Here is a 22,587-nt window from a genome sequence, read left to right on the forward strand (position 1 = left end):
CCGTCGAGTATACTTTTTTGCCTTCGTGCCGAGGAATTTAGGGCGATTGAGTTACGGAGTTGACAGATACGTTCATATCAGGGAATGGCTGTGGGAGGAAGAGCGGTAGCGTCCGCCTTTAAAGATTTGTTCCTACCTCCTCATCTATACCAATAAAGGGAACAAATCTTTAACAGCGGCTGGAGCCCACAGCCATTCCCTCCGCAACACACTCAAGTCACGAACGCGCACTTCAAAGGGCGCCGCAAGGCGTTTTCTTTAACAGCGGCTGGAGCCCACAGCCATTCCCTCCGCAACACACCCAAGCCACGAACACGCACATCAAAGGACGCCGCAAGGTGTTTTTTTTGTCTTAATGTTTATATTTTATGCCTGTGGAGCTATCTTTTGTAGGGAGAAGTATCCTATTTGTAATTTTAATCTCCTGTGAAAAGAGTAACATAAGACTCTGAAGATATAAGGTGAAGGAGTGACGGGGATGAATACAACATGGAGGTTCAGGCTGAGAAGGGTGGTAAAAAACCGCTGGCTCCTTTTGATGACGCTGCCGGGCATGCTGTTTCTTTTGATTTTCTCCTATTTGCCCATGTTCGGTATCTTGATTGCTTTTAAGGATTTCAGGTACGCAGACGGGATTTGGGGAAGTAAGTGGGTGGGCTTTAAAAATTTCGAATTTTTGTTTGCAACAAGGGACGTTTGGTCCGTTACGTTTAATACGTTAATGCTGAACTCGCTTTTTATTGTTTGCGGCTTGATAGTGTCAGTCGCCCTTGCTCTGCTCATGTTCGAGGTTAAGAATAGAATACTGAATACGATTTTTCAGTCCTCTTACTTTTTGCCTTATTTGCTCTCATGGGTACTCGTCGGCTATTTTGTGTATGCCATGCTTACGACGGATGGATTCGTCAATCAAATCCTGGCCTATTTTGGAATCGAATCGGTTTCATGGTTTACATCTCCGGGCTACTGGCCAGCCATTCTCGTGCTTGTATCGGTGTGGAAAAGTGCGGGGTACACGAGCATCATCTATCTGGCCAGCATATTGGGGATCAATACGGAGTATTACGAGGCGGCCAAGCTGGACGGAGCGACTAAATTGCAGCAGGTGTTTTATATTACACTGCCGCTGATTATACCTGTGATCACGATTATGATGCTCTTGCAAATCGGTCGCATTTTTTATGCGGATTTCGGTTTGTTTTACAATGTTACACGTGATTCAGGCATGCTGTATGCGACGACAGATGTTATTGATACGTATGTGTTTCGCATGTTAAGGAAGGTTGGTGACTTCGGGATGGCTTCTGCGGCCGGGTTTTATCAAGCGGTTGTCGGGTTTATTCTTGTGTTTGTGTCGAATTTGATTGTGCGTAAGGTGGACAAAGACAATGCCCTTTTTTAAAAAACTGTTTTTAGGATATAGGAGGTTGTACGAATGCATAGTATACTAATCAAAGCTGCCATAGGAAAAGGTGTGCTTTACCTGACTCTAATCCTGCTTACGGTCATCTGCATCATCCCTTTATGGCTGGTCGTATCCACATCGCTCACATCAGAAAATGCTTTGACGCTCCATGGCTACGGTTTAATCCCGCAGGAATTCAGCTTAGACGCGTATCGGTATATATGGAACGACTCCAAGCAGCTGCTCGATTCTTATAAAATTACTATTTTGGTTACGGTGCTGGGAACTATATCTGCACTTTGTTTCACTTCTTTACTTTCGTATCCGTTGTCGCGTAAAGACTTTGTATTTCGGAATCCGTTCTCATTTTATATTTTTTTCACCATGCTGTTTAATGGCGGTCTTGTACCTTTTTACATTTTAGTCAGCCAATACTTGCATTTAAAAGATACGATTTGGGCCTTAATTATTCCTTATCTCGTGCAGCCTTTTTATGTTCTTTTGATGCGTACGTTCTTCGCTACTATTCCAGATTCCTTAATTGAATCAGCTAAAATAGACGGAGCGGGAGAATTGTACATTTTCTCTAAAATCATTGTCCCTTTATCCACACCGGTGCTGGCTACTGTAGGTTTGTTTATTTCTTTAATTTACTGGAACGATTGGTACCTGGGTCTTTTATTTATTGAAGATAGAAAGTTACTGCCGCTGCAATATTTACTGATGACTTTGATGACCAATATTGAGGTTATGTCTTCCAATTTGCAGGCAAGCGCTGGTCTTTTACGGATTCCGGCTGAAACGGCAAGAATGGCGATGGCTGTTTTGGCGATAGGTCCGATTGCATGTATATATATGTTTTTTCAAAAGTATTTTGTGCGGGGACTTACGGTTGGAGCTGTTAAAGGATAATTAGTTTAATTGAGGGGATTGATCTTGTGAAGCTGTTATTGCAATCCAGTATGTTTGTAAAAATGCTTGTCTACATTATGATTATTCTTGCAGCAATGACAATCGTTTTATCTGCTGTATTGTATTTCAGCTTTGAGCGATCCGCTCTGGAGACGGTCACCAGAAACAACAGCATCTTTCTGTCGCAAATTAGTTATGGTGCGGACCATATGAATGAGAATGCAAACAACTTCACATGGTCCATGTATGGGGAAGTGGATACAATTCCGCTTATGTATCAGACTAAGCCTGATTATTTGCAATTAATCGGTGCGATGGACCGGATCAATCGTTCGATGCAGTTAAATTCTTCTGTACATTCGGTTTATATTTACAATAGTAAGATGAAGCGTTATCTGGCTTCGGGAAACCGCTCTGTGCATAGCAGGGATTCTTTCTACGACAAGGAAATCGTCGCTATGATGGAGAGCCCTGGATTGCAGAAGCCGGGACGGCTTGTTCCTATTCCGCGGACCATTCATGATTCCTTGGAAGGAGAAGGCGGGGGAAACAGCATTCCGGTGTTTACCTATATCATGTACGACACAGTAACAAGTAACGACACTGTAGAAGGCGCTGTGATTGTAAACATTAAGGGAGAGTATTTGCAAAGCATCATGAATGCGATGAAAACCAAGACTGCCTGGTCAGAAGGGGATACCTTTGTCATTGACAAGAATAGTTCGATCATCAGCACATCGCGAGACAGTAAAATTAGCACTGAGTTTGCTCAGAGGATCGGGATTAAAGCAGCGCAGATGAATAAAGATACGGGTTATTTTTTGGATACCTTAGATCACACGAAAGTGATGGTCAACTATGTTTCTACAGGCTCTTTAGGGTGGAAATTCATTCATGTTACTCCCTATGAAACGATTATAGCGGATATCCGCAAGACACGGGAGACCACCATCCTGGTTGTGCTTGGCTTGCTGTTCATTGGCTTATTAGCTTCTTTTCTGCTTTCCTGGCGTTTGTATTCGCCGATTCGACAATTAGTAAGCAAAGCGAGTCAACTGCTGACTTCCCCTCAAGCTGACGAACCAAGAACGCATGAGCTTGCTTTTCTGAACAACACGATTTCGGAAGCTTATGTGTCGATGAGAGGTACAATGATCAATCGGAAGCATGAGATTTTGAAGGGTATGTTGCTGCAGCAGCAGCCAACCCTAGATAATATGCCTGCCTTGTTCAAGAAATATAAGATTGCTCTTGATCCCACGCAAGCCTATTTGTTGATGGCGTTTAGAATTGATCACTTTGAGCAGTTCAAGCGGCAGTTTTCCGAGAAGGATCGAATGCTGCTTCGTTTTTCAATCGGTAATTTGGCTAGTGAAATGGTTGGTGCTCATTACAAGAATGAAACCGTGGATATGGGGAATGATCTGGTTGTGGTTATCTTGAATGTGGACCAAGAGGCCTTGTCCGGAGATGATAATGAGAAGATTGCCGAAATTGGCGCACAAATTCAGAGCTGGTGCATGCAGCATTTAAGCTTGTCGGTTACAGCCGCTTTTGGATACGCTTCACCCGAAATGTCGGATATGCATCGAGGCTATGAGGAAGTGCTTGTGCACACGGGTTACCGTTTGATATTTGGACATGGCGCCCTGATAACGCCAACCCTCGTAAGCGACAGGAGTACAGAACCTTATAAAATATCGGCACAGGAGGATGGGCAGCTGTACGAAGCGCTGGTGAACGGGAAATTGGAGGAAGCAGCAGCTCTTCTCAGCGGAATCATGACTAAGCTTGGCAATCACACTGTGGACCGGGTTATGTCTAACATCCATTATTTGACCTATTCCGTATATGACACTTTGCAATTAATTGAAGATAACGGCCTGGATCGTTTCGAGGTTGATTACAATGCTTTTATTCAGCAAATTCATCAATTAGAGACAATTGGCGAGATTGAACGCTTATTTGTTGAGCTTTTTACCCATATCACCAAGATTGTAGCATCGAAGAAGGAAAAGCGAAGTACAGTGCTTGTAGATACGATGATCGAGCTTATCAGGCTGAATTATACAGACCGTAATTTATCACTGGAAAGCATCGCTCATACGATGAATATGTCCAAGGTGTACATTGGCAAGGTATTCAGAGAAACACTCTCCCAGTCCGTTGCTGATTATATGCTGGATGTCAGGATGGATAAGGCGATGGAAGCTATTCGATCGGGGGACCAGTCCCTTACAGAAATTCTGGAAAAGGTCGGCATCGAGAATAAAAAATATTTCTACACATTATTCAAGAAAAAATATGGCGTAACCTATAGTGAATACAAGCTGAAAAACATTAAATCAGATTCCCGATAATTTGATTCACCACTACAAGGAGGACTAAAGATATGGACATGAGTATGAGTATAATGGCTGCAGAAACCAAGCAAATGTGGAAAATAGGATTGGAAAGCACGATCATCCCACTGGGGGTTCCAGAAGTAACAGCATGGAGGGAGCAGAATCAACTGACGCTTCGTTTCTCGGATATAACGAAGCTGGCACTTCATTTGCCTACTCATAGCGGTATACGTTTAGACCACACGTTTAACCATGAACAACTGCCATTACCCGGACATTATTCCTGTCCCATTGGAGTCATTGAATATGAAGGCCGTTATTTTACCTTATTTGATCCAGAAGACAAAACGGATATGGAGGTCTATTCGGGTCAGCGCGGCTGGGAATGGGTGTGGCGAACCGAAGAGAACCAAGAGAATCTCGTCCTCATATGGGGCCAGGCTGAAAGCTTAGCAGAATGTGTTGCCTTATACCGGACATACAGGCCTGCAGGAATCGTGAATAAAGAGTTCACAGCTCCAATCAAACGGATTATTACGCTGGATATGATGCTGTCCAGTGGAGAAATCAGCCATCGGTTTGACGATGCGACAGCTTTAATCAACGACCTGGCCTCCCGTCAATTAGCGGAGGGAACCCTCATTTATATCCCTGGCTGGTGCGGCCCTTATGATAAGGACTACCCGAACTATCAACCCAGCGAGCAGTTGGGCGGAGAATATGGATTTACCCGTATGGTGGAGACAGCGAAACTGGAGCGTGCATGCATCATGCCGCATATGAATTATTGGGGTTACGATCCAGGACTGCAGCTTTTTGATGACAAGCAATTGATGGAGATGCAGCTGCGGGATGAACACGGGGAACCGGCAGGCTGGGCTGGTCCTACAAGCCCATTCATCTACATGAGGCCGGATCACCTGGTGTGGCAAAATGTCCTGCTGGAGCAAATCAGTTCATTCCTGGCCAAGTATGATGTCCAAGCGATCATGCTGGACCAGATCGGTTTTGAGATTAAGGACAAACGCTGTGATTATAAGACAGGAACAAATCAAATATTGAGTCATATCCGCAAGCTGCGGCCTCAATTGATCATTTCAGGAGAAACGTTGAACGATGAGCTGATCAGCCAAGTCAATCTCATTCAATTATGGGGAATGCCTTGGTGCGGATTGGATGTGGATTTAACCGCATTCACGTCGCCTCTTATTAAAGAATTATTCCCGGAAGTAGCCTTCTATGGACATCTCGGATTGCCTGCCATATCGGAAGGGAAGTATACATGGACTAATCATGAATATCTTCGCACAAAAGGTATCGAAGCCGCCTTCTATGCTGCGCAGAAACATTTGCAGCATATGGGGGGAATTCCGCATGTAAGATTGCATGATGGATCAAAGGGATTGGATCCTATTTCCCTGAATTACCTTCAGTCTCTATAGAATAGGGCCAGATGTTTAAATTTCAAACCTTCCAAGGTATTGTTTTCAAGCAAAACTAGATGATTTGGCGTTTATTTAATCTGTTGCGCCACTGTATGATGAGCTCATGCCGATCGGATACAGGGGTTGGTAACACATAGAGGAGGGCTTAGAATGAGGTTGAAAAGCAATATCGCATTCACAAGTTTGTTTCTTGTCTTGATGATTCTGATTAGTGCATGCGGAAACAATGCGGGGGGAAACACGGCATCGCCTGCGGCCACCAATCAGAGCGGTACAACAGGGGTTAATGAAACGGGTTCTAATGAGACAGAGGCGGGTAAGCTTGATCCGGTTGAGCTGACTTGGTATTTTCCTAACACACCGCAGAATATGAAAGATGTTGCCATGGTGCAGGACGCCATGAATGTAATTGTTCAGTCCAAGATCAATGCCAAGATTAAGCTGATTCCCGTGGATTGGGGAACTTATGATCAGAAAATGAATGTTATGACTGGAGCAGGCGATACTTTCGACCTTATGTTTACAGCTCCTTGGAGTAACAATTATTTCCAGAATGTTTCCAAAGGGGCGCTGCTGCCTCTTGATGATTTGTTGACGGAATATGCTCCCACCTTGAAAGCGGCAGTACCCGATTCTGTCTGGAATGCGGCCAGGGTGAACCAAAAGATCTATGGAGCGATCAATTGGCAGATTATTGCGATGCCTTATGGCTTGCAGGTTAATCAGAGTTATATAGATAAATATAAAATCGATCTGAATGCTGTTCAGAAATATGAGGATATGGAGCCCTATCTGGCGGCATGGAACGAATCTTATGATCCGCTGAATTATGCGAAGGATGATGCTGATCCCTTTACTCGCCAGCCCCCTTATTTTGAGATGGACAGTATTGGGGAAGATACCTCAGTTGGCTGGATCCGGCTTGACGATTCGGAGACACAAGTATTTAATCAATATGCGTCAGATGAATTTAAGGGCTTCGTTCAATTGATGCGCAAATGGTATCAAGCCGGCTATTTCCCGAAAGATGCTGCCCTGCGTACAAGTGTGGAAAGAGCGGCAGATGCCAAAGCTGGCAAGATCAGTCTCTTCGGCATTGGTTCGCCAATCAAACCAGGGGTTGAACTGGAAGCGAAGGCATCGCTGAACGTAGACCAGAAGTTCAAGCCCTTAAGTAAAGCGATTATTACAACCAACCGTTCCATTGCTACAATGACGGGGATAAGCGCAACCTCCAAAAATCCTGAACGGGCAATGATGTTCCTAGAACTTATGAATAGTGATAAAGAGTTATATAACCTGATTTGCAATGGAATTGAAGGCGTACACTACAACAAAACAGCAGATAATGTCATTGAAAAAGTAAAGGATAACAATGGATATAATCCTGTAACAGATTGGCTCTTCGGCAATCAGTTCAATGCCTATTATACATCACCGGATGCTGTTGGGATCTGGGAGGAAACACTGGAGTTGAACCTGACAGCTGATGCGTCACCTCTGCTAGGCTTCACCTTTAATCCCGACCCGATTAAGTCAGAGATTGCGCAGACTAACGCAGTTTACGCGCAGTATAAGGATGCCTTGCTCAGCGGAACAGCAGACCCGGACAAATTGCTGCCCGAATTCCTCGATAAATTAAATAAAGCGGGAGCAGAGAAAGTAATTGCAGAGAAGCAGCGGCAAATCGAGGAGTGGAAAAAAATCCGTTAAGCTGTAAGACCCAAATGACAGTTAAATGAACATAGGAAATATGTGGCCGGGCAGCCGGCCGCATGTTTGCCGATCACTCTTTTTACTTTGTTTGATTCGATCAAATCTTGTTAGGGGGTATTTTGTTATGCGAAAAAAACTGATTTATCTTCTGGTTTTCTCTCTGTTCATTGAACTCTGCTCCGCTTTTTTTGTAGGTCAGCCGGAAGCAAGGGCTTCTTCTGGTGTGGACATATACGTAGCTCCCAATGGAGCCGGAACTATATGCGAGGTCAGTGTTCCATGTTCTCTGGAAGCAGGAAGGGACAAAGTACGAACGCTCAACGAGAATATGAGCTCCGATATTATCGTTCTATTGCGCGGCGGTACCTATACACTCAATGAACCCTTCGAATTGTTTTCGGCGGATTCAGGAAGCAATGGCTTCGATATTTATTACAAAGCTTATCCTGGCGAGACACCGGTGATAAGCGGCGGAGCAGTGATCACGGGCTGGGAGCTGCACGATACCGCTGCCAATATTTATCGCGCACCAGCAGCCGCTTCTTTGGAAACGCGTCAGCTTTATGTGAACGGGCATAGAGCTGTACGGGCCAAAGGCGGAGAATTGCCCGGCGCTCAGAAAACGGCAACCGGTTACACAACAACAGATCTGACGATAAAGGATTGGGGCAATGTTGGAGATATCGAACTAGTATTTCGTAAGCTCTGGACGGAAAGCCGCTGCAGCGTTGCCGCGATTACAGATGGCACGATTACCGTGGATGAGCCCTGTTTCACGATGGTGAACAATACAAGGTCGGTGCAAGCGGGCAATCCTACATGGATTGAAAATGCTTATGAGCTGCTGGGTGAAGCGGGAGAATGGTATCTGGACCGGACAGGTCATTTCATCTACTATAAGCCTCTGACGGGTGAAGACATGTCTACTGCTGAAGTCATAGCACCTGTATTGGAAACGTTGGTGAAGGGGACAGGGACGTTGGAACAGCCTCTTGAGCATGTTGTGTTTGAGGGATTAACATTCTCCCATGGAACATGGTTGCAGCCCAATACCGAGTATGGCTTCAGAGATATTCAGGCCGGGTTTATGTCACCTAATGAGCCACCGCCTGTCGCATATTCCTACACGGATGTGAAAATGCCGGCAAGCGTAACGATCAGTGGCGGGCGCAACATTCACTTTGAACGGAATACGTTTGTACATCTTGGCGCAGTCGGGTTGAATATCGATTACGGGGCACAAGATAACCTGATCCAGGGGAATATATTCAGAGACATTTCAGGTAATGCGATCATGCTGGGCGATGTGAAGCAGGAGGATTATCATCCGAGTGTAGAAGTCAGGGCAGTAGACCGCAATACGATTAAAAATAATTTTATTACTCAAGCAGGTGCAGAATATCACGATTCAGTGGGCATCTGGACGGGATATACGAGGAATACGGTCATTGCCCACAATGAAATTACCGATTTACCCTATTCCGGAATTTCAATCGGATGGGGCTGGGGGGAAACCGATGAAGGAGGATCTATCGGGTACACGATTCCGACGATCGTCGAGAACAACAAAATTATTAACAATAAAATATGGAACACCATGCACACGTTGATTGATGGAGCGGGAATCTATTCGCTCTCTGCTGATCGCAATCAGCTCATTTCAGGAAACGTTATCTCGGACGTCCATACGCATGGCGCTATATACTTGGACAATAAAAGCCGGTATAACACGATTATCAATAATGTCTCATTTGATATTGCGGGCAGTAATCATCTGTTTTTAAATGACAATAAAGGTAACACGTTATTTTCCTATAATTTCTGGGATCAATCTGCCAAGCTATATGACAACAGCAAGAACGGAGTGTTTCTCAGCAATCAGGTTGTGGAGGATCCACTAACACTTCCGGCATCCATAATAAATAATGCCGGACTAGAGCAAGCGTATCAGGATCTGAATCCGCGAGTCATTCCGGCAGACACGGAGGCGCCAGATGCTCCTGCAGCATTCTCTCTGGCAGAAACCGATACAGCGGTGACTGACAATAGTGTGACTTTGCAGTGGAGTGCATCTGCAGATAATACGGCAGTTACGGGTTATGAAATTAAGCGTGATGATATTGTCGTAGGGGTTACGACAGATACGACCTTCACTGTGCGTAATTTGCAACCTGGACAAAGCTATGTATTCACTGTAGCAGCAAGAGATGCTGCCTGTAACTTGTCATCAGCTAATCCATCCCTAACGGTGGAGACTACTAATCAATCCATACTCGACAACCTGGCCTATAACAAACAGGTTACAGTTCAATATGATTCGCCGGAAGGTCGCGAAGCGGATATGCATCCCAGCCGGGATCCGGAGAACGCCGTAGATGGTGATCCGGCAACGTACGCTGTTTCAATCCATGAATACGCGTGGCAGCAGCAGGTTGATCTGGGATCGGTGCAAAATATCAATAGAGTTGTGGTAAAGATGGATCCTGCTTACTATGCGTCCAAGTATGATATTCGGATCTCGGATGACGGGATCAACTTCACCACGATTAAATCCGTAGTTGGCTTCACTGGTGGAACCAGTGAAGAGTCGTTCGATGACAGTGAAGCGCGATTTGTCAGAATCGTTGCGGTCAAGCCGGATGGGGCGAATCAGCCCGGCAATCAAATGGTCATTTATGAGCTTGAGATTTATAATGACCTGCAGGATGAACCTTCTGAATTGAACCTGGCACTGAACAAGCCAGCTAGAGCCTTCTATATTGGCGGCGATAATATAACGACCAAAACGATGGGTTACGAAGCTATTGTGGATGACGATCCAACCACGTGTGCGCAGGTGCCTCGCGCAACCGTATGGAAGGCTGCTGTAGATCTGGGGTTTGCAACCGACTTTAATCAGATTAAAGTCGTGATGCCACTGACCGCCTATGCAACTGATTTTAAGATAGAGGTGTCCGAGAATGGCAGCAATTACAGTGTTGTTAGCGAGGTTGCCGATTTTGAGGGCGGTAGCTATACGACCTACAGTCCGCAGAACGCCCGCTATGTGCGGGTGGTAGCCACTGCGCCTGTAAATCCTTTGGAAGGCAAACAAATGGCTATTGCTGAAATAGCTGTATACAACACGAGCAATCTTGCTCTTGAACAATCTGCGCAAGCGTTGCAGGATGACGGTACCGATGCAGCTATGCTGCAAGGGCACGAAGCGGCTAAAGCGAATGACGGGAATCCGGCTACAAGTGCCCGCTCTGTGGGACAGGATCCCTGGCATTGGAATTTGGACCTGGGTGCTGTGCACAATATGAATCAAATTCGCCTATTGCTGGATGAAATATCAGATCCGCTGAATAATGTGGATATGAAGATTTCAACTTCCGTGGATGGCGTTGATTTCACGGATATTGAAGAGGTGACGGCGTTCGGCGGCGGCTGGAAGACGATACGCTTCGAAGATCGGAATGCCCAGTATATAAGGGTAGCTATATCCTTCACAAGCGATACACCAGCATTTAACGCCAAATTGGCGCTAAATGAAGTAGAGGTTTATCACGAGAATGTGGTGGAGGTAAATCAAAAAACAACAGATTCCACAGATGCGGATCGTTTCTATTACCAGAAGGTGTCCTCTCAGGAATATGTCTTTAAGGCAGGGGATGTGCTGGAGTATGAGTTCATGCTGTTATCCGATGCTGCAGCAATTGGCGGCATAGATATCGTGACGGCTGACGGAAAGAGACTAAAGGATCAGGGTGGTTGGTACGACCAGTGGCACATCTCTGGTAATCCTGCATCCGATCTAAGTGGGCAAGGCCAGAATCAGTGGTTGAAAAGGACAATGAAGGTATCCTCTGCGATGCAAGGCCGAAGTGCCTCTGCATGGCTGTTGGCCATGGAGAATGATCTTGCGCTCACAGAGCTCGGGGTGAAGTATAGAAATCTGCTTATTCGCAATGCGTATGGCCAGGTTGCAGTGAGAATAAGTATGGATGACAGCATCCCTGTAGAGGACGGTTATATTCAGGGGTACGAATTGGATACTTCCGTAAAATTGGTACAGCTCAATGAGAGTTCCCTGGATCTTCTTATTGGAGACACGGCGACAATGGTTGCCAGCGTCATACCGGCTTACGCGACAAACAAGCAGGTGGTCTGGACCTCCAGCCATCCAGATGTGGCAAGCATTGATCAAGAGGGCGTAGTGCATGCGAATCAGGCTGGTACTGCTGTTATCACGGCGGCAAGCGTTGATGGCGGATACTCGGATACAGCGGAGATTACAGTCAGATTTCATACGACACGCTCCGGGAATTACGCATTGAACCGGCCGGCTAAAGCTTATACAAGCGGCGGAGCAGACAGCACGACCCATCCGGGGAGCGAAGCGGACAAGGCGAACGATGGGGACATCAACACCTTTGCAGCTTCTAACATGGTGTTTGCATGGAACTGGGAAGTGGATCTTGAGGAAGTCAGGCAAATCAGCTTGATTCAAGGACATATGCACGAAGCCAACTATGCGACAGAATTTGAAATTGCAGGGTCGGTTGACGGTCAGAGCTACGAAACAATCGCCCACATTCAAAACTTCACGGGTGGAAGCTTTGCTTCACGGATTCCGGCAGCAGACTTTCGTTATATCCAGATCAGAGCGATTAAACCCGATGGTCCCGGACAGGCAGGCTCGATGATGTTACTAAACGAAGTTGAAGTGTACATGGAAACGCCAATAGATCCAACGATTACGCCGACAAATGCATCCTTTGACAAAAATATTGCCCATGCGGCAGATCTGGAACTAAGCCTGTTCTTGAATGGGCAAACCTTAACCAGTATTGCCAATGGCGAGGATGAGCTGACGCTTAATGTGGATTATACAATCAATGGTGATGTAGTTACGCTCAAGAAACAATATCTTTCAAGCTTGACAGGATCAGAAGTGCCCCTTTTCTTCCGCTTCAGCGCGGGGCCTGCCCGGAGCTTCACTGTAGCTATAACAGATTCGACTCCCGGTTCCCGGCCTGAGCCTCATGTGGAATCGCCAAGTCCTTCTCCGGTTCCTTCTCCTGGGCCAAAGCAGGAAACAAATGGGGAAGAGGTCAAGCAGCCGACGGAGCAATCTCCGAATGCTGTAAAAGACAATCCTAAAGGTGGAACGCTCAAAGATGTACCAGCCGCTCACTGGGCTGCCGCGGCCATTGCCAGAGCGCTCGAACGCGGAATTGTGAATGGGTATCCGGATGGAACGTTCCGTCCGAATGCTGCGATTACCCGTGCTGAATTCGTGACTTTGCTGATGCGCGCATTAAAGCTGGAGGCCGAGTCTGGGGCAAAGGTTGAGCCCAAGTCTGAGCTCGAGCCTAAGTCCGAGTCTGATGCCAAGCCCGAGTCCGGGCCTAAAAAACTCACCTTTACAGACTCATCGATAATTCCGGAATGGGCGAGGCATTCTGTCGCACTTGCTGTAGATGCCGGAATTATTGACGGATACAGCGACGGCAAGTTCTACCCGAATAACAAAATTATCCGTTCCGAGATGGCGGCGATATTGACAAAAGCGTTGAAGCTTCCCATAACGGAGCCATATGCACTGACGTTTGCCGATAAAGATCTCATTCCCTTGTGGGCGGTTCCCTATGTTGCCACGGTCTTCAAGGCTGGGCTTATGCAGGGCAGAGACAATCATTTATTCGCACCGCTAGCAGAGGCGACAAGAGCTGAAGCTGTATTTCTACTGGATCAAGGAGTTGTTAGATAATGAATATTGCAGTAATTGGCTATGGAAACCGGGGAAGGTGTATCAGTGACATCTTGTTGAAATTGAACCGGGATATTCGCTTGACGGCCATTAATGACACGAATTTGGATACAGTCCAGGCAGCATTGCAGGAAAGAAGTCTGACACCTAATTTGTACGAAAATGTGGATGAAATGCTGGATAAAGAACAGCTTGATGGTGTTATCATTGGCACCCGGTGCTCGCTCCATACCGAGATGGCGATAAAAGTACTGCAGAGAAGAATCCCTCTGGTTCTGGAGAAGCCGGTTGCCACAAACATGGAAGATTTGCTGGCGCTAAAGCAAGCGTATGAAAGCTCAGGAACCGAAGTAGCGGTTCCATTCTCGCTTCGGCTCAGCAACCTTGGCCGGGCAGCCAAGAGAATTCTGGATTCCGGAAGGCTCGGAGCTATCGAGCATGTTCAAGTTATTAATAATGTCAGCTATGGCAATGTGTATTTTCAAGGCTGGTACCGGGACGAGAATGAAACAGGAGGATTATTTCTCCAGAAGGCGACCCATGATTTTGATATGATAAATTTCATGCTTGGTCTGCAGCCCACACAATTGTGCGCGATGAAAGCTAAACAAGTATTCAAAGGGAATAAGCCGGCTAAACTGAAATGCGGGAATTGTGAGGAGCAGTACAGCTGCCCAGAAAGTGCAACGTTGCATCGGCTGCGCGGCGAGCCTGCCCATCATGACATGTGCTGCTTTGCAGTGGATACGGGGAATGAGGATTCCGGAAGCGCCATTATTGAGTACGAAAGCGGCATGCATGCTGTATATTCTCAGAACTTCTATGTCCGCAAAAAAGCAGGTGCCCGCACCTTTCGCTTCCTTGGTGTTGAAGGCACGATGGAGTTCGATTATTTTACGAGCCAGATCAAGGTGTTCATGCATCATGAAGATCATGTCGAAATCCACGATATTTCCTCTTCCGGGGATGAACACGGAGGAGGGGATGTTATACTATGTGAAAACTTTATTGAAATGATGCAGGGCGGGCGCTCCAAGACTCCACTGGATGCGGGGCTGATAAGTGTCCTGATGTGCTTGAAAGCGAAAGAGGCTTCCATTACCAATACCTATCAGGAGATTAAATGGCTGGCTAAGCAAGATGGCTATTCATACAAGCTTCAGGAGGAGAGGGATAACTAGTGGCCAATCCTATTCACAGCAGGATCCTTCCGGCACCTCGGAATGGCGGATTCCAAATGGAGGATTATTACATTTGATGCGGCTCAGCTATCAAGGGAGAGGATGGACGTTATCATCTATTTGCTTCGAGATGGCGCAAGGAGCTGGGGTTTGGTCATCAGTGGCTGTTTAATTGCGAGATCGTCCGGGCATCCTCGGATACACCGGAGGGACCTTATCAATTTGCTGAGGTTGTATTAAAGAGAAGAGAACGCCAATATTTCGATGCCTTGAATCAGCATAATCCTTCCATTAAGTACTGGAATGGAACGTACTATCTGTTCTATTTTGGAACGACATATGGGGGGCCTATTCCGGGAGCGGGGGATGCAATATCAGCCGAAAGAGCGTTGGAGGTATGGAATAACAAGCGGATTGGACTGGCAACAGCCCCTTCGGTATTCGGCCCGTGGACGAGACGGGATTTCCCCCTGTTGGAACCGCGAAAACCAGGCCATTGGGATTGCACAATTACATCAAATCCATCTGCAGTCATTTTGCCAGACGGTACAACGTATTTGGTCTATAAATCACGTGAGTACGCCATGTCTACCTTGAAGCTGGGAGTCGCCAAGGCGTCCCGGCCGGAAGGGCCGTATGAACGACTGCAGGACGATCCAATCCTGCGCTTTGACAATCCTGATTTTCATGTCGAGGATCCTTATATTTGGTATTCCGAAGGGATGTTCCATATGCTGGTGAAGGATGATTATAAGAATGAATGCGGAGGATTAACAGGAGAGTGGGGAGCCGGTGTATATGCAACGAGCCAGGATTGTATCCACTGGGACATTCACGCCGAGCCTAAGGCTTACAGTACGAAGATTCTGTGGGATGATGCTGCAATCAGCTCACCGAATAATCTTGAGCGTCCCAATCTGCTGTTCCATAATGGAAAGCCTACGCACCTGTTCCTGGCAACGGGCAATGGACCAGCCCCCTATGAGTTTAATAGCGTGACCTGGAATATGGTTATTCCGCTGAAATCGGAGGATGAAATATGAATCAGCATTCGGATAGGTGGGATAAACTGCGCGTCTTGACCAGGCAAGTGGTGGAGGCTTCACGTATTCAACCTGAAGTCAGCCTATTGGATCTGCCCGGCGGAGAGGAGCTTGCAGCGAGCCAGCCTTCGATGCCTGTCAGGAATACGACAGGCATTACCTTGATTCGTCCTGGCGGCGGGTCGTGTTATCCGTCATTCTGGATTCGAGATTTTGCTATGTCGTTGGACAGCGGAATGATTTCGGCCGAAGAACTTCTCGGCATGCTTCGCCTGACAGCTTCGACACAGAATGGAAGGACTCCGATAGAACTGGACGAGGGTGTCGTTCCGGCCTTTGCGGTAGCAGACCATATTAATCTTGATGGCCAGCCGGTTTTTTACCCGGGCACCTATAGCCCGGGAACCGACCAGGCAGGTAATGGCTGGGGAGAGCATCCGCCCTATTGCGATCAATTTTATTTTATTGAAATGGCCCATTTTTATATCAAGACAACAGGTAATCAGAGAATTCTAATGGAGATGTGGGAAGGAATTCCACTGTTGGAGCGGCTGGAGGGAGCTTTCCTTGTGCCTGCTGCCGAACCCGATACGGGTATTGTCTATTCCGCGCTTAAGCCGCGGGCGGTTAACTTTGGTTTCGTGGACAGTATCATTCAGACCGGAAGCCTGCTATTTAGCACGCTGCTTAAATATCGTTCCTCCATCTTAATGGCCGAAATTATGGAGCTGTGCGGCCAGGCAGATCAAGCCGAGATGTATATCCGGATTTCCCGGCAGATCCGTCATCATGTGCCCTTGGTGTTCGGGAGTGATTCCGGTTGGCTGCTTGCGGCAACGGAGTATGGCCGACAACCGGATGTATGGGGAACCGCCTATGCAATCTATTTGGATTTGCTGGAGGATCTGCCTTATGAAGCGGCGCTTGCAGCCATCCTGGACGGTTATCGCAAGGGTACGACCTGTCTGAAGGGCAATGTGCGCCATGTACCGACAGATGCCGACGCCTCGAAGGAATCTGTCTGGGAGAAGAAAACGGCCGAATATCCGATCAACACCTATCAGAACGGTGCGTACTGGGGAACACCGGCAGGCTGGTATATGTATGCGTTGAGTTTGACGGATCCTGATGCATCCCAGGAGATGTTCGAGGCTTATGTGGACGGTATGTTGGAAGAAGATTATCGCAAGCAAGGCTGGGGAGGGGCACCGTGGGAATGTATTCATCATGACGGGAATTACCGGCAGAACGGTGTTTATATGACTAGTGTCGCTACTCCTTATGGAGTGCTTCTCAAAAAGTTTGGTTAAGGGACAGATTTTCCTTATTGCCATTTGCAGCTGAGAGGGAAGGGACGTGGAGGAAGAATGGGAGGAAGCAGCAATGTAGTAGCAGTCGGTGTGCCGGTGTGTCCACTTAACGATATTTTTCATCGTTAAAGCAAGTGTTCCAGGTCAATCCGTCGCGTTAATGATGATTTTCATCGTTAAAAGAGGCCAGATGGCCTCTCAGGGTGGTTAAAAGGGATTTTAACGATGTTTTTCATCGTTAAAGTAAGGATGTGGAGGGGACCTGATGCTTTTAACGATGAAAAACATCGTTAAAGTAGCAGATCCTCTCCGTTTTTCATGAGGCAAATTTAAAACAATTCACGCAGCAATTCCAGCGAAGCAGCAGCAATCATATCCGCAGCCTCAGGAACGAATTTAGACCAGTTGGATGTTGTAGTTTCGTATCCGCCATGCGGGAATGCTTCCTTCGTTGGAATGTACCCGGCGAACTGCGTATTGTGAACAATATATGTGGGATATGCGGGCGAAGCCAGCTTGATTTCCATACCGGTTTCCGCAAAAGGCTCTCCGGGCAAGCCGACAAAAGCCGCATCACCAATACGCAAAACTTGAACTTCATAATCGTACAAGGGCTGACGCTCGTACTGCTCGTACAAATCCACTAAGCCCGATGCGTACACCCATTTGTCGTCCAGCACAACTTCGTCCAGCCACTTTGGAATCGGATTATCGGCCAAATATTGCTTCGCATTTGCGACTTCCGTCTCGTCCATGTGTCGGAGTGGAATCTGAATACGTTTGATTTTCCAGTCCAGGACCGCTTCGTCGGAGAAAGTAATCCCCTCTATGACTTTGCATGCTGTATCTGCAAGTATATTTCCTGTATACTGGGCATCGTCATTTGGTTTCTCCGCGTAGGGATCCCATGGATTAATATTGCCGCAAGCTCCGTTGAGCACAAGTGGGGTACACGGACCACCTAATCGTTCCTTCATTTGATCCGACAAAGCTCCAGGCCAATCCGCAGAAATGAAAAATTTAGTGATCTCATGTACAGGATGGCAGGTATAGCTTAGGAGCAGCGCTCGGATTTGCTGCGAACTTGGTTGAGAGTCTTGCTTTAGGTCTTGATCGCGATCTGATCCCTGTTCTGCACCAGAGGCTGCTATTTGCTGCAATTCCCGGAAACAGACAACGCCGAGCTCCGGGTCTATCGGACCTTCCAAATACCGGCTGTGCGGCTGCGGGGGACCGCTTTTGCTTGGCATGCTTGCGGAGCCATCGCGCATGATCATCCTGCGATTAAAGGCGACCCGTCCTTCTATGCCGCTAGCGGCTCCCATTTCTACTGGAATCATGGAATGATAGGCGGTCTCGATAGAGTCAATAATTTGCTTGAAGGCATAGGCGTGAAAGCCCTCGTCTCCTCCACGAACCCAATCTAAGTCTGCAGGAATTCCTTTATAAGTATCACTGATTTTGAAATGACCCAGTGAGGGACTTTTATGATTTTGTGTAGCATGGATCATGATCGCATCACGCTCAAATCCCCAGCGTCTTTCAGCTTCATCGCGAATAAGCTCCACGTAACGCTTGGTGATCATTAGCAGATCAAGTGATATGATGCATAGCTGACGCTGATTGGAACGGATGATTAATGTTTTCGCATATAAGGGATCTTTAATTGCATCGACGCGGATTTTGCCGCTAATAGTGGCTCCGCCAAGAATGACGCTCTTATCGGGAGTCACGTCGACCTCGCTGCTGCCGATATATAAGTGATTGCTCAAGCAAATCTCCTCCATTTAGAAAATATATCCTACAGGCCACACGTAGTGAGTTTTAAACAGTGTGTTTACTTAGTTATAATATTTACTTTATTCCCTTATTTTAAAATGCGAAAGCATCCGCGTCCAATATAAAAATATGATGTCTATTATAATCAATTTGGAATGAAAAGATGGTCGTGGCCCATCCAATGGATTTTATGTAATCATTATTAGGTCATATCGTATTATTCTGTTTATACTCCTGAGGAGATATCCCCATGTTTTTTTTGAAAAACTTAGTAAAATAAGAGACATTATAGAAGCCGAGCTCCAGTGCCACTTCCTGAATTTTGATCCCCTCCACTAGCAGCAGCTCTTTGGCCCGGGCAAGCTTAAGCAGCTTCATTCTTTCCGATAGAGATATTCCTTTTTCTGCATGATAAAGCCGTGACAAATAGTAGGGACTGAGATGAAATACTTTGGCCAGATGGTCAAGGGACGTGTTTTCATGCAATGATTTAATGATATAGGCGTCCACTTTATCGATAATATCTTTTTTCTGATCCTTCTTCTCACCCTCAGCATAGGAGAACAGCAGGACAGCCAGGCGCGAGCAATAATCTTCAAAAGCAGGCCAATTGGCGAACATGCCATAGTTGGCAAGAAGCTTTAAATCAAGCTGCTCACCGATGCTTTGCGTTATTTTCCGTGCGTTCATGTAGGATAGGAACATGGCGGTCAGGTGCGCGAATATTTCCAACTGCAGGGTAAAATCAAGAAAAACAGCTTTCTGCATATGGTGGAAAAAGTTGGTCAGTGTATGGTGAAAGGTTACTTTATCTCCGGATTCTAGCAGGTTAGTTAGCTGGTTTATGTTTCTTTTGATGTCCTGTGGTAAAAGCTCCTGCTCACTGTACTGTGAAAGGATGCTGCTTGCCTGCTGGGCGAGGATGATGCCTTCATCAAGCCCGATGCCACGCTGTAGCCAGTCGCCCATTTCTTTGTAAGTATGATGGATTTGCTGCCAGCCCACATTGGGTTTAGAGAGAACAAAGGAGACAGGCAGGTGCAAATACTGCTGGATGGATTGCTGTATTTTCTCAAGCAGCTCGTTAATGTACCATTGCAGGTGGCTGCTATCTTGGCTATCAAGCTGAGAAGGGGGGGCCTGAATCAGCCAAACTACATGGCGATCCCCGATAAATGCGGCGATTCTGCAAGACCCACGCAAATATTCCTCGACAATATTGTTGACAGCATACTGCAGCAGCAGCTTGTCCTTCAGCTGAAAGTCCTGTGGCCAGCGGTCAGCTCTCCCGATCATAAGGATGATGTCCTGCTCCGGATCAAGGGGAATTTGCAGCGTTTGCACGTATCCGGCAATGGACTCCGGTGTCAGAGGGACGCCGAACAATAAATTTTCGAAAAAATCCTTATGCAGCAAATAGTGCGCTTTCTGCAGCTGCAGCTCCGACTGTACCATAATATCCTGCAGCTGCAGGTCGGACGCAATCTCCGCAATCACCCGCTGGACCGTTTCCACAATCACTTCATCCTCAATGGGCTTCAGCAAATAATCAAAGGCGTTCTCCCGCAGAGCGGTTTGCAAATATTCGTAATCCGAATAGCCGGACAAAAATATGACTTTACAGCGGCTCCACTGCTTCTGCACATGCTTGATTAGCTCAAGTCCTGACATGCCTGGCATACGCACATCCGTAATCAGGATGTCGATCCGGTTGCTCTTCATAATCTCGATGCCCTCGGGAGCAGAACCAGCTTTCCAGATGATCAGCTCCAAATGTTCCATTCTTGATAGCATATTAAATAAAGTTTCTACAATAACCGGTTCGTCGTCAATAAGCAAAATGTTATTCATCTTCGTTCGCTCCTTCTATCAAGATAATCAGCGTTGCGGTGAGTCCGCCCAAGTGATTCGTATGCAGCCTGACTCCACTGCTGCTGCCATAGCGCAGCTGCAGGCGGCGATGTACGTTCCACAAAGCGTGATCGCCAAATTCATCCTCCAGTGTACTTTGTTCTTCCCATTTCATGAGCTGCTCAGGCGAGGCGCCCTTGCCGTTGTCCTCGATTTCGACAGTTAAGTGCTCTGCGGCTGCGGTGACGCGGACATTGACAAGACCATTGCTGTACGTATCCTCAAGTCCATGAACAATAGCATTTTCCAGAAAAGGCTGGATAATTAACCTGGGCACTTCCCATGCATTCAAGGGACCATCTTCAGCAAAATGAAACGCGATTCTACTGCCGAATCTGATCTGCTGGATGGAGGTATACACTTTGGCGTGCTGGAGCTCTTTGTCCAGTGGGATGAAATCAGCTTTATTTTGCGTAATAAATTTGAAATAATCACCTAAATGCTTGGACATCGCCGATACGCCTTCGAAATCCTCTTCTTGAGCCATCCGGTACAAAATATACAGACTATTATATAAAAAATGCGGATTCACCTGTGACTGCAGCTGTTTCAGCTCGGCCTTCTGGCTGCGGATCGTCTGCTCGTACACTTGCTGAACGAGTATTTTCAGCTTTCCCGTCATCTGATTGAATTGCTGGTATAAATAATGAAATTCGTCCTTGTTGCGGTGTTGGAGGTTAATATCAAATTGGCCGATCTCGACCATTTTGAAAGCTTGCATTAATTTGCGCAGCGGTTTGTGAATGAAGCGCAGTAATAACAGCGATACGATGAGAACGACAAATATGGAAATCGCATAGAGTACGGACAACCATATTTTAAACGAATATACAGGCTGTAGCATTTGGTCTCCTTCAACAACGGTTACAAAGGACCAATCGGTAAATGTAAATGGTTTTGTGAAGCGAAGATAGTTTTTATTATCCTTTTTAAACATGGTATCCTGCATAGATGCGGTTTGTTGAATAAACTGTATGTTCTCGGCAGTAGCATCATTTGGAGAAATAATAAAAGAAGTGCTATTTTCACTGCCCATAATATAAGAGGTACCATTTCCTATCGCGTTAGGGTCGGCCAGCTCTTCACTGATCTTATCAACAGACAATTCGATCACTAACAAAAATTGACTTTTGGTGAGGTAAGGAAAGCCCATGGGGAAATAAATCCGCTCATCGAAAGCAACTAAGCCGGAGGCTGAGGGCTTTTTTGTAAGAAAATCGTTCAGCTCTTTTGAATTCATTTCCGTCAGGCCTGTAAGCGAGGATAAACGTCTCTGGATGTTCGGCATGATAATAAATGCCTCTTTAATATATCGACTTGATACCGAGAGTGTGAACAGCTTGGAATGAAGGTCGTTAATCGTTTTTGTTCGTTCATAAGGCCTTAACGTATCTGAACGTATGCTAATAACCTGCAAATCCGGATCCTTAAGAAAGTCTTCTTGCAGCTGAAAGACGCGCTTTAATTCCGAATCCATGGAAGAAACGAAGAAGTCAGACTTTTGCTCCATCAGTACAAGAATTTGCTGGCGAATGAGTTCAACTCCGGATTTACTCATCAATGAGCTGATTAAGTAGACAGGAATACATATAAGCAGAAAGGTTGTCAAAAGCTTTAGGAAAATTCCGTATCTGAAAGGAAAAAGCGCAGACATCTTTATCATAACCAAGGCCCCCTTCATTTGAATTTCATCATACTTTGAATGGAAAAAAAGAGCAATAGATAGCAACAGATAGCAACAGAGTGCATAACATGACAAGTATTTGCCCTTGTTCAGGCATGCTG

General features: G+C 46.4%; 12 protein-coding genes. 9 read left to right on the forward strand and 3 right to left on the reverse strand.

Annotated features, from left to right (window positions below; genetic code table 11):
• The first annotated feature begins 478 nt into the window (after positions 1 to 478).
• The 9 genes from J2Z66_RS29440 (at position 479) to J2Z66_RS29480 (ending at position 17,112) form a co-directional block, all read left to right on the forward strand.
• Positions 479 to 1,402 (forward strand): ABC transporter permease, encoded by a 924-nt coding sequence (locus tag J2Z66_RS29440; RefSeq protein WP_245375940.1) that lies wholly within the window; start codon positions 479 to 481, stop codon positions 1,400 to 1,402.
• 33 nt (positions 1,403 to 1,435) lie between these two features.
• Positions 1,436 to 2,317, forward strand: coding sequence for a carbohydrate ABC transporter permease (locus J2Z66_RS29445; protein ID WP_209976337.1), 882 nt, complete (start codon positions 1,436 to 1,438; stop codon positions 2,315 to 2,317).
• 26 nt (positions 2,318 to 2,343) lie between these two features.
• On the forward strand, positions 2,344 to 4,677 hold the full coding sequence (locus tag J2Z66_RS29450; RefSeq protein WP_209976338.1) for a helix-turn-helix domain-containing protein: 2,334 nt from the start codon (positions 2,344 to 2,346) through the stop codon (positions 4,675 to 4,677).
• Between the two features lie 32 nt (positions 4,678 to 4,709).
• Positions 4,710 to 6,104 (forward strand): DUF6259 domain-containing protein, encoded by a 1,395-nt coding sequence (locus tag J2Z66_RS29455; protein WP_209976339.1) that lies wholly within the window; start codon positions 4,710 to 4,712, stop codon positions 6,102 to 6,104.
• A gap of 153 nt (positions 6,105 to 6,257) precedes the next feature.
• Positions 6,258 to 7,820, forward strand: coding sequence for an ABC transporter substrate-binding protein (locus J2Z66_RS29460; RefSeq protein ID WP_209976340.1), 1,563 nt, complete (start codon positions 6,258 to 6,260; stop codon positions 7,818 to 7,820).
• Between the two features lie 127 nt (positions 7,821 to 7,947).
• The gene (locus J2Z66_RS29465) at positions 7,948 to 13,578 is read left to right on the forward strand and encodes a discoidin domain-containing protein (RefSeq protein WP_209976341.1); all 5,631 of its coding nucleotides are present in this window, start codon (positions 7,948 to 7,950) and stop codon (positions 13,576 to 13,578) included.
• The gene (locus tag J2Z66_RS29470) at positions 13,578 to 14,759 is read left to right on the forward strand and encodes a Gfo/Idh/MocA family protein (protein WP_209976342.1); all 1,182 of its coding nucleotides are present in this window, start codon (positions 13,578 to 13,580) and stop codon (positions 14,757 to 14,759) included. Before J2Z66_RS29465 ends, J2Z66_RS29470 begins: the two co-directional genes overlap by 1 nt.
• Before the next feature lie 269 nt (positions 14,760 to 15,028).
• Complete coding sequence (locus J2Z66_RS29475; protein WP_209976343.1) at positions 15,029 to 15,802, forward strand: glycoside hydrolase family protein; 774 nt, start codon at positions 15,029 to 15,031, stop codon at positions 15,800 to 15,802.
• Positions 15,799 to 17,112 (forward strand): hypothetical protein, encoded by a 1,314-nt coding sequence (locus tag J2Z66_RS29480; protein WP_209976344.1) that lies wholly within the window; start codon positions 15,799 to 15,801, stop codon positions 17,110 to 17,112. Before J2Z66_RS29475 ends, J2Z66_RS29480 begins: the two co-directional genes overlap by 4 nt.
• A 329-nt stretch (positions 17,113 to 17,441) precedes the next feature.
• On the opposite strand, the gene J2Z66_RS29485 is transcribed toward J2Z66_RS29480, so the two are convergent.
• From J2Z66_RS29485 to J2Z66_RS29495, 3 genes are all read right to left on the reverse strand, one after another.
• Complete coding sequence (locus tag J2Z66_RS29485) at positions 17,442 to 18,884, reverse strand: hypothetical protein (protein ID WP_209976345.1); 1,443 nt, start codon at positions 18,882 to 18,884, stop codon at positions 17,442 to 17,444.
• Between the two features lie 214 nt (positions 18,885 to 19,098).
• Entirely contained in the window at positions 19,099 to 20,742 is a 1,644-nt protein-coding gene (locus J2Z66_RS29490; protein WP_209976346.1) for a response regulator transcription factor, read from the reverse strand.
• Complete coding sequence (locus tag J2Z66_RS29495; RefSeq protein ID WP_209976347.1) at positions 20,735 to 22,465, reverse strand: sensor histidine kinase; 1,731 nt, start codon at positions 22,463 to 22,465, stop codon at positions 20,735 to 20,737. The genes J2Z66_RS29490 and J2Z66_RS29495 overlap by 8 nt, the downstream gene beginning before the upstream one ends.
• Positions 22,466 to 22,587 lie beyond the last annotated feature (122 nt).

This window comes from Paenibacillus eucommiae (assembly GCF_017874215.1).
In the GTDB taxonomy this organism is placed as follows: Bacteria; Bacillota; Bacilli; order Paenibacillales; family NBRC-103111; genus Paenibacillus_AI; species Paenibacillus_AI eucommiae.

Coding starts and splice junctions, on each gene's coding strand:
- J2Z66_RS29495 (WP_209976347.1), bottom strand. CDS start 22,465: ATGATAAAGATGTCTGCGCTTTTTCCTTTCAGATACGGAATTTTCCTA.
- J2Z66_RS29445 (WP_209976337.1), top strand. CDS start 1,436: ATGCATAGTATACTAATCAAAGCTGCCATAGGAAAAGGTGTGCTTTAC.
- J2Z66_RS29470 (WP_209976342.1), top strand. CDS start 13,578: ATGAATATTGCAGTAATTGGCTATGGAAACCGGGGAAGGTGTATCAGT.
- J2Z66_RS29440 (WP_245375940.1), top strand. CDS start 479: ATGAATACAACATGGAGGTTCAGGCTGAGAAGGGTGGTAAAAAACCGC.
- J2Z66_RS29465 (WP_209976341.1), top strand. CDS start 7,948: ATGCGAAAAAAACTGATTTATCTTCTGGTTTTCTCTCTGTTCATTGAA.
- J2Z66_RS29455 (WP_209976339.1), top strand. CDS start 4,710: ATGGACATGAGTATGAGTATAATGGCTGCAGAAACCAAGCAAATGTGG.
- J2Z66_RS29490 (WP_209976346.1), bottom strand. CDS start 20,742: ATGAATAACATTTTGCTTATTGACGACGAACCGGTTATTGTAGAAACT.
- J2Z66_RS29480 (WP_209976344.1), top strand. CDS start 15,799: ATGAATCAGCATTCGGATAGGTGGGATAAACTGCGCGTCTTGACCAGG.
- J2Z66_RS29460 (WP_209976340.1), top strand. CDS start 6,258: ATGAGGTTGAAAAGCAATATCGCATTCACAAGTTTGTTTCTTGTCTTG.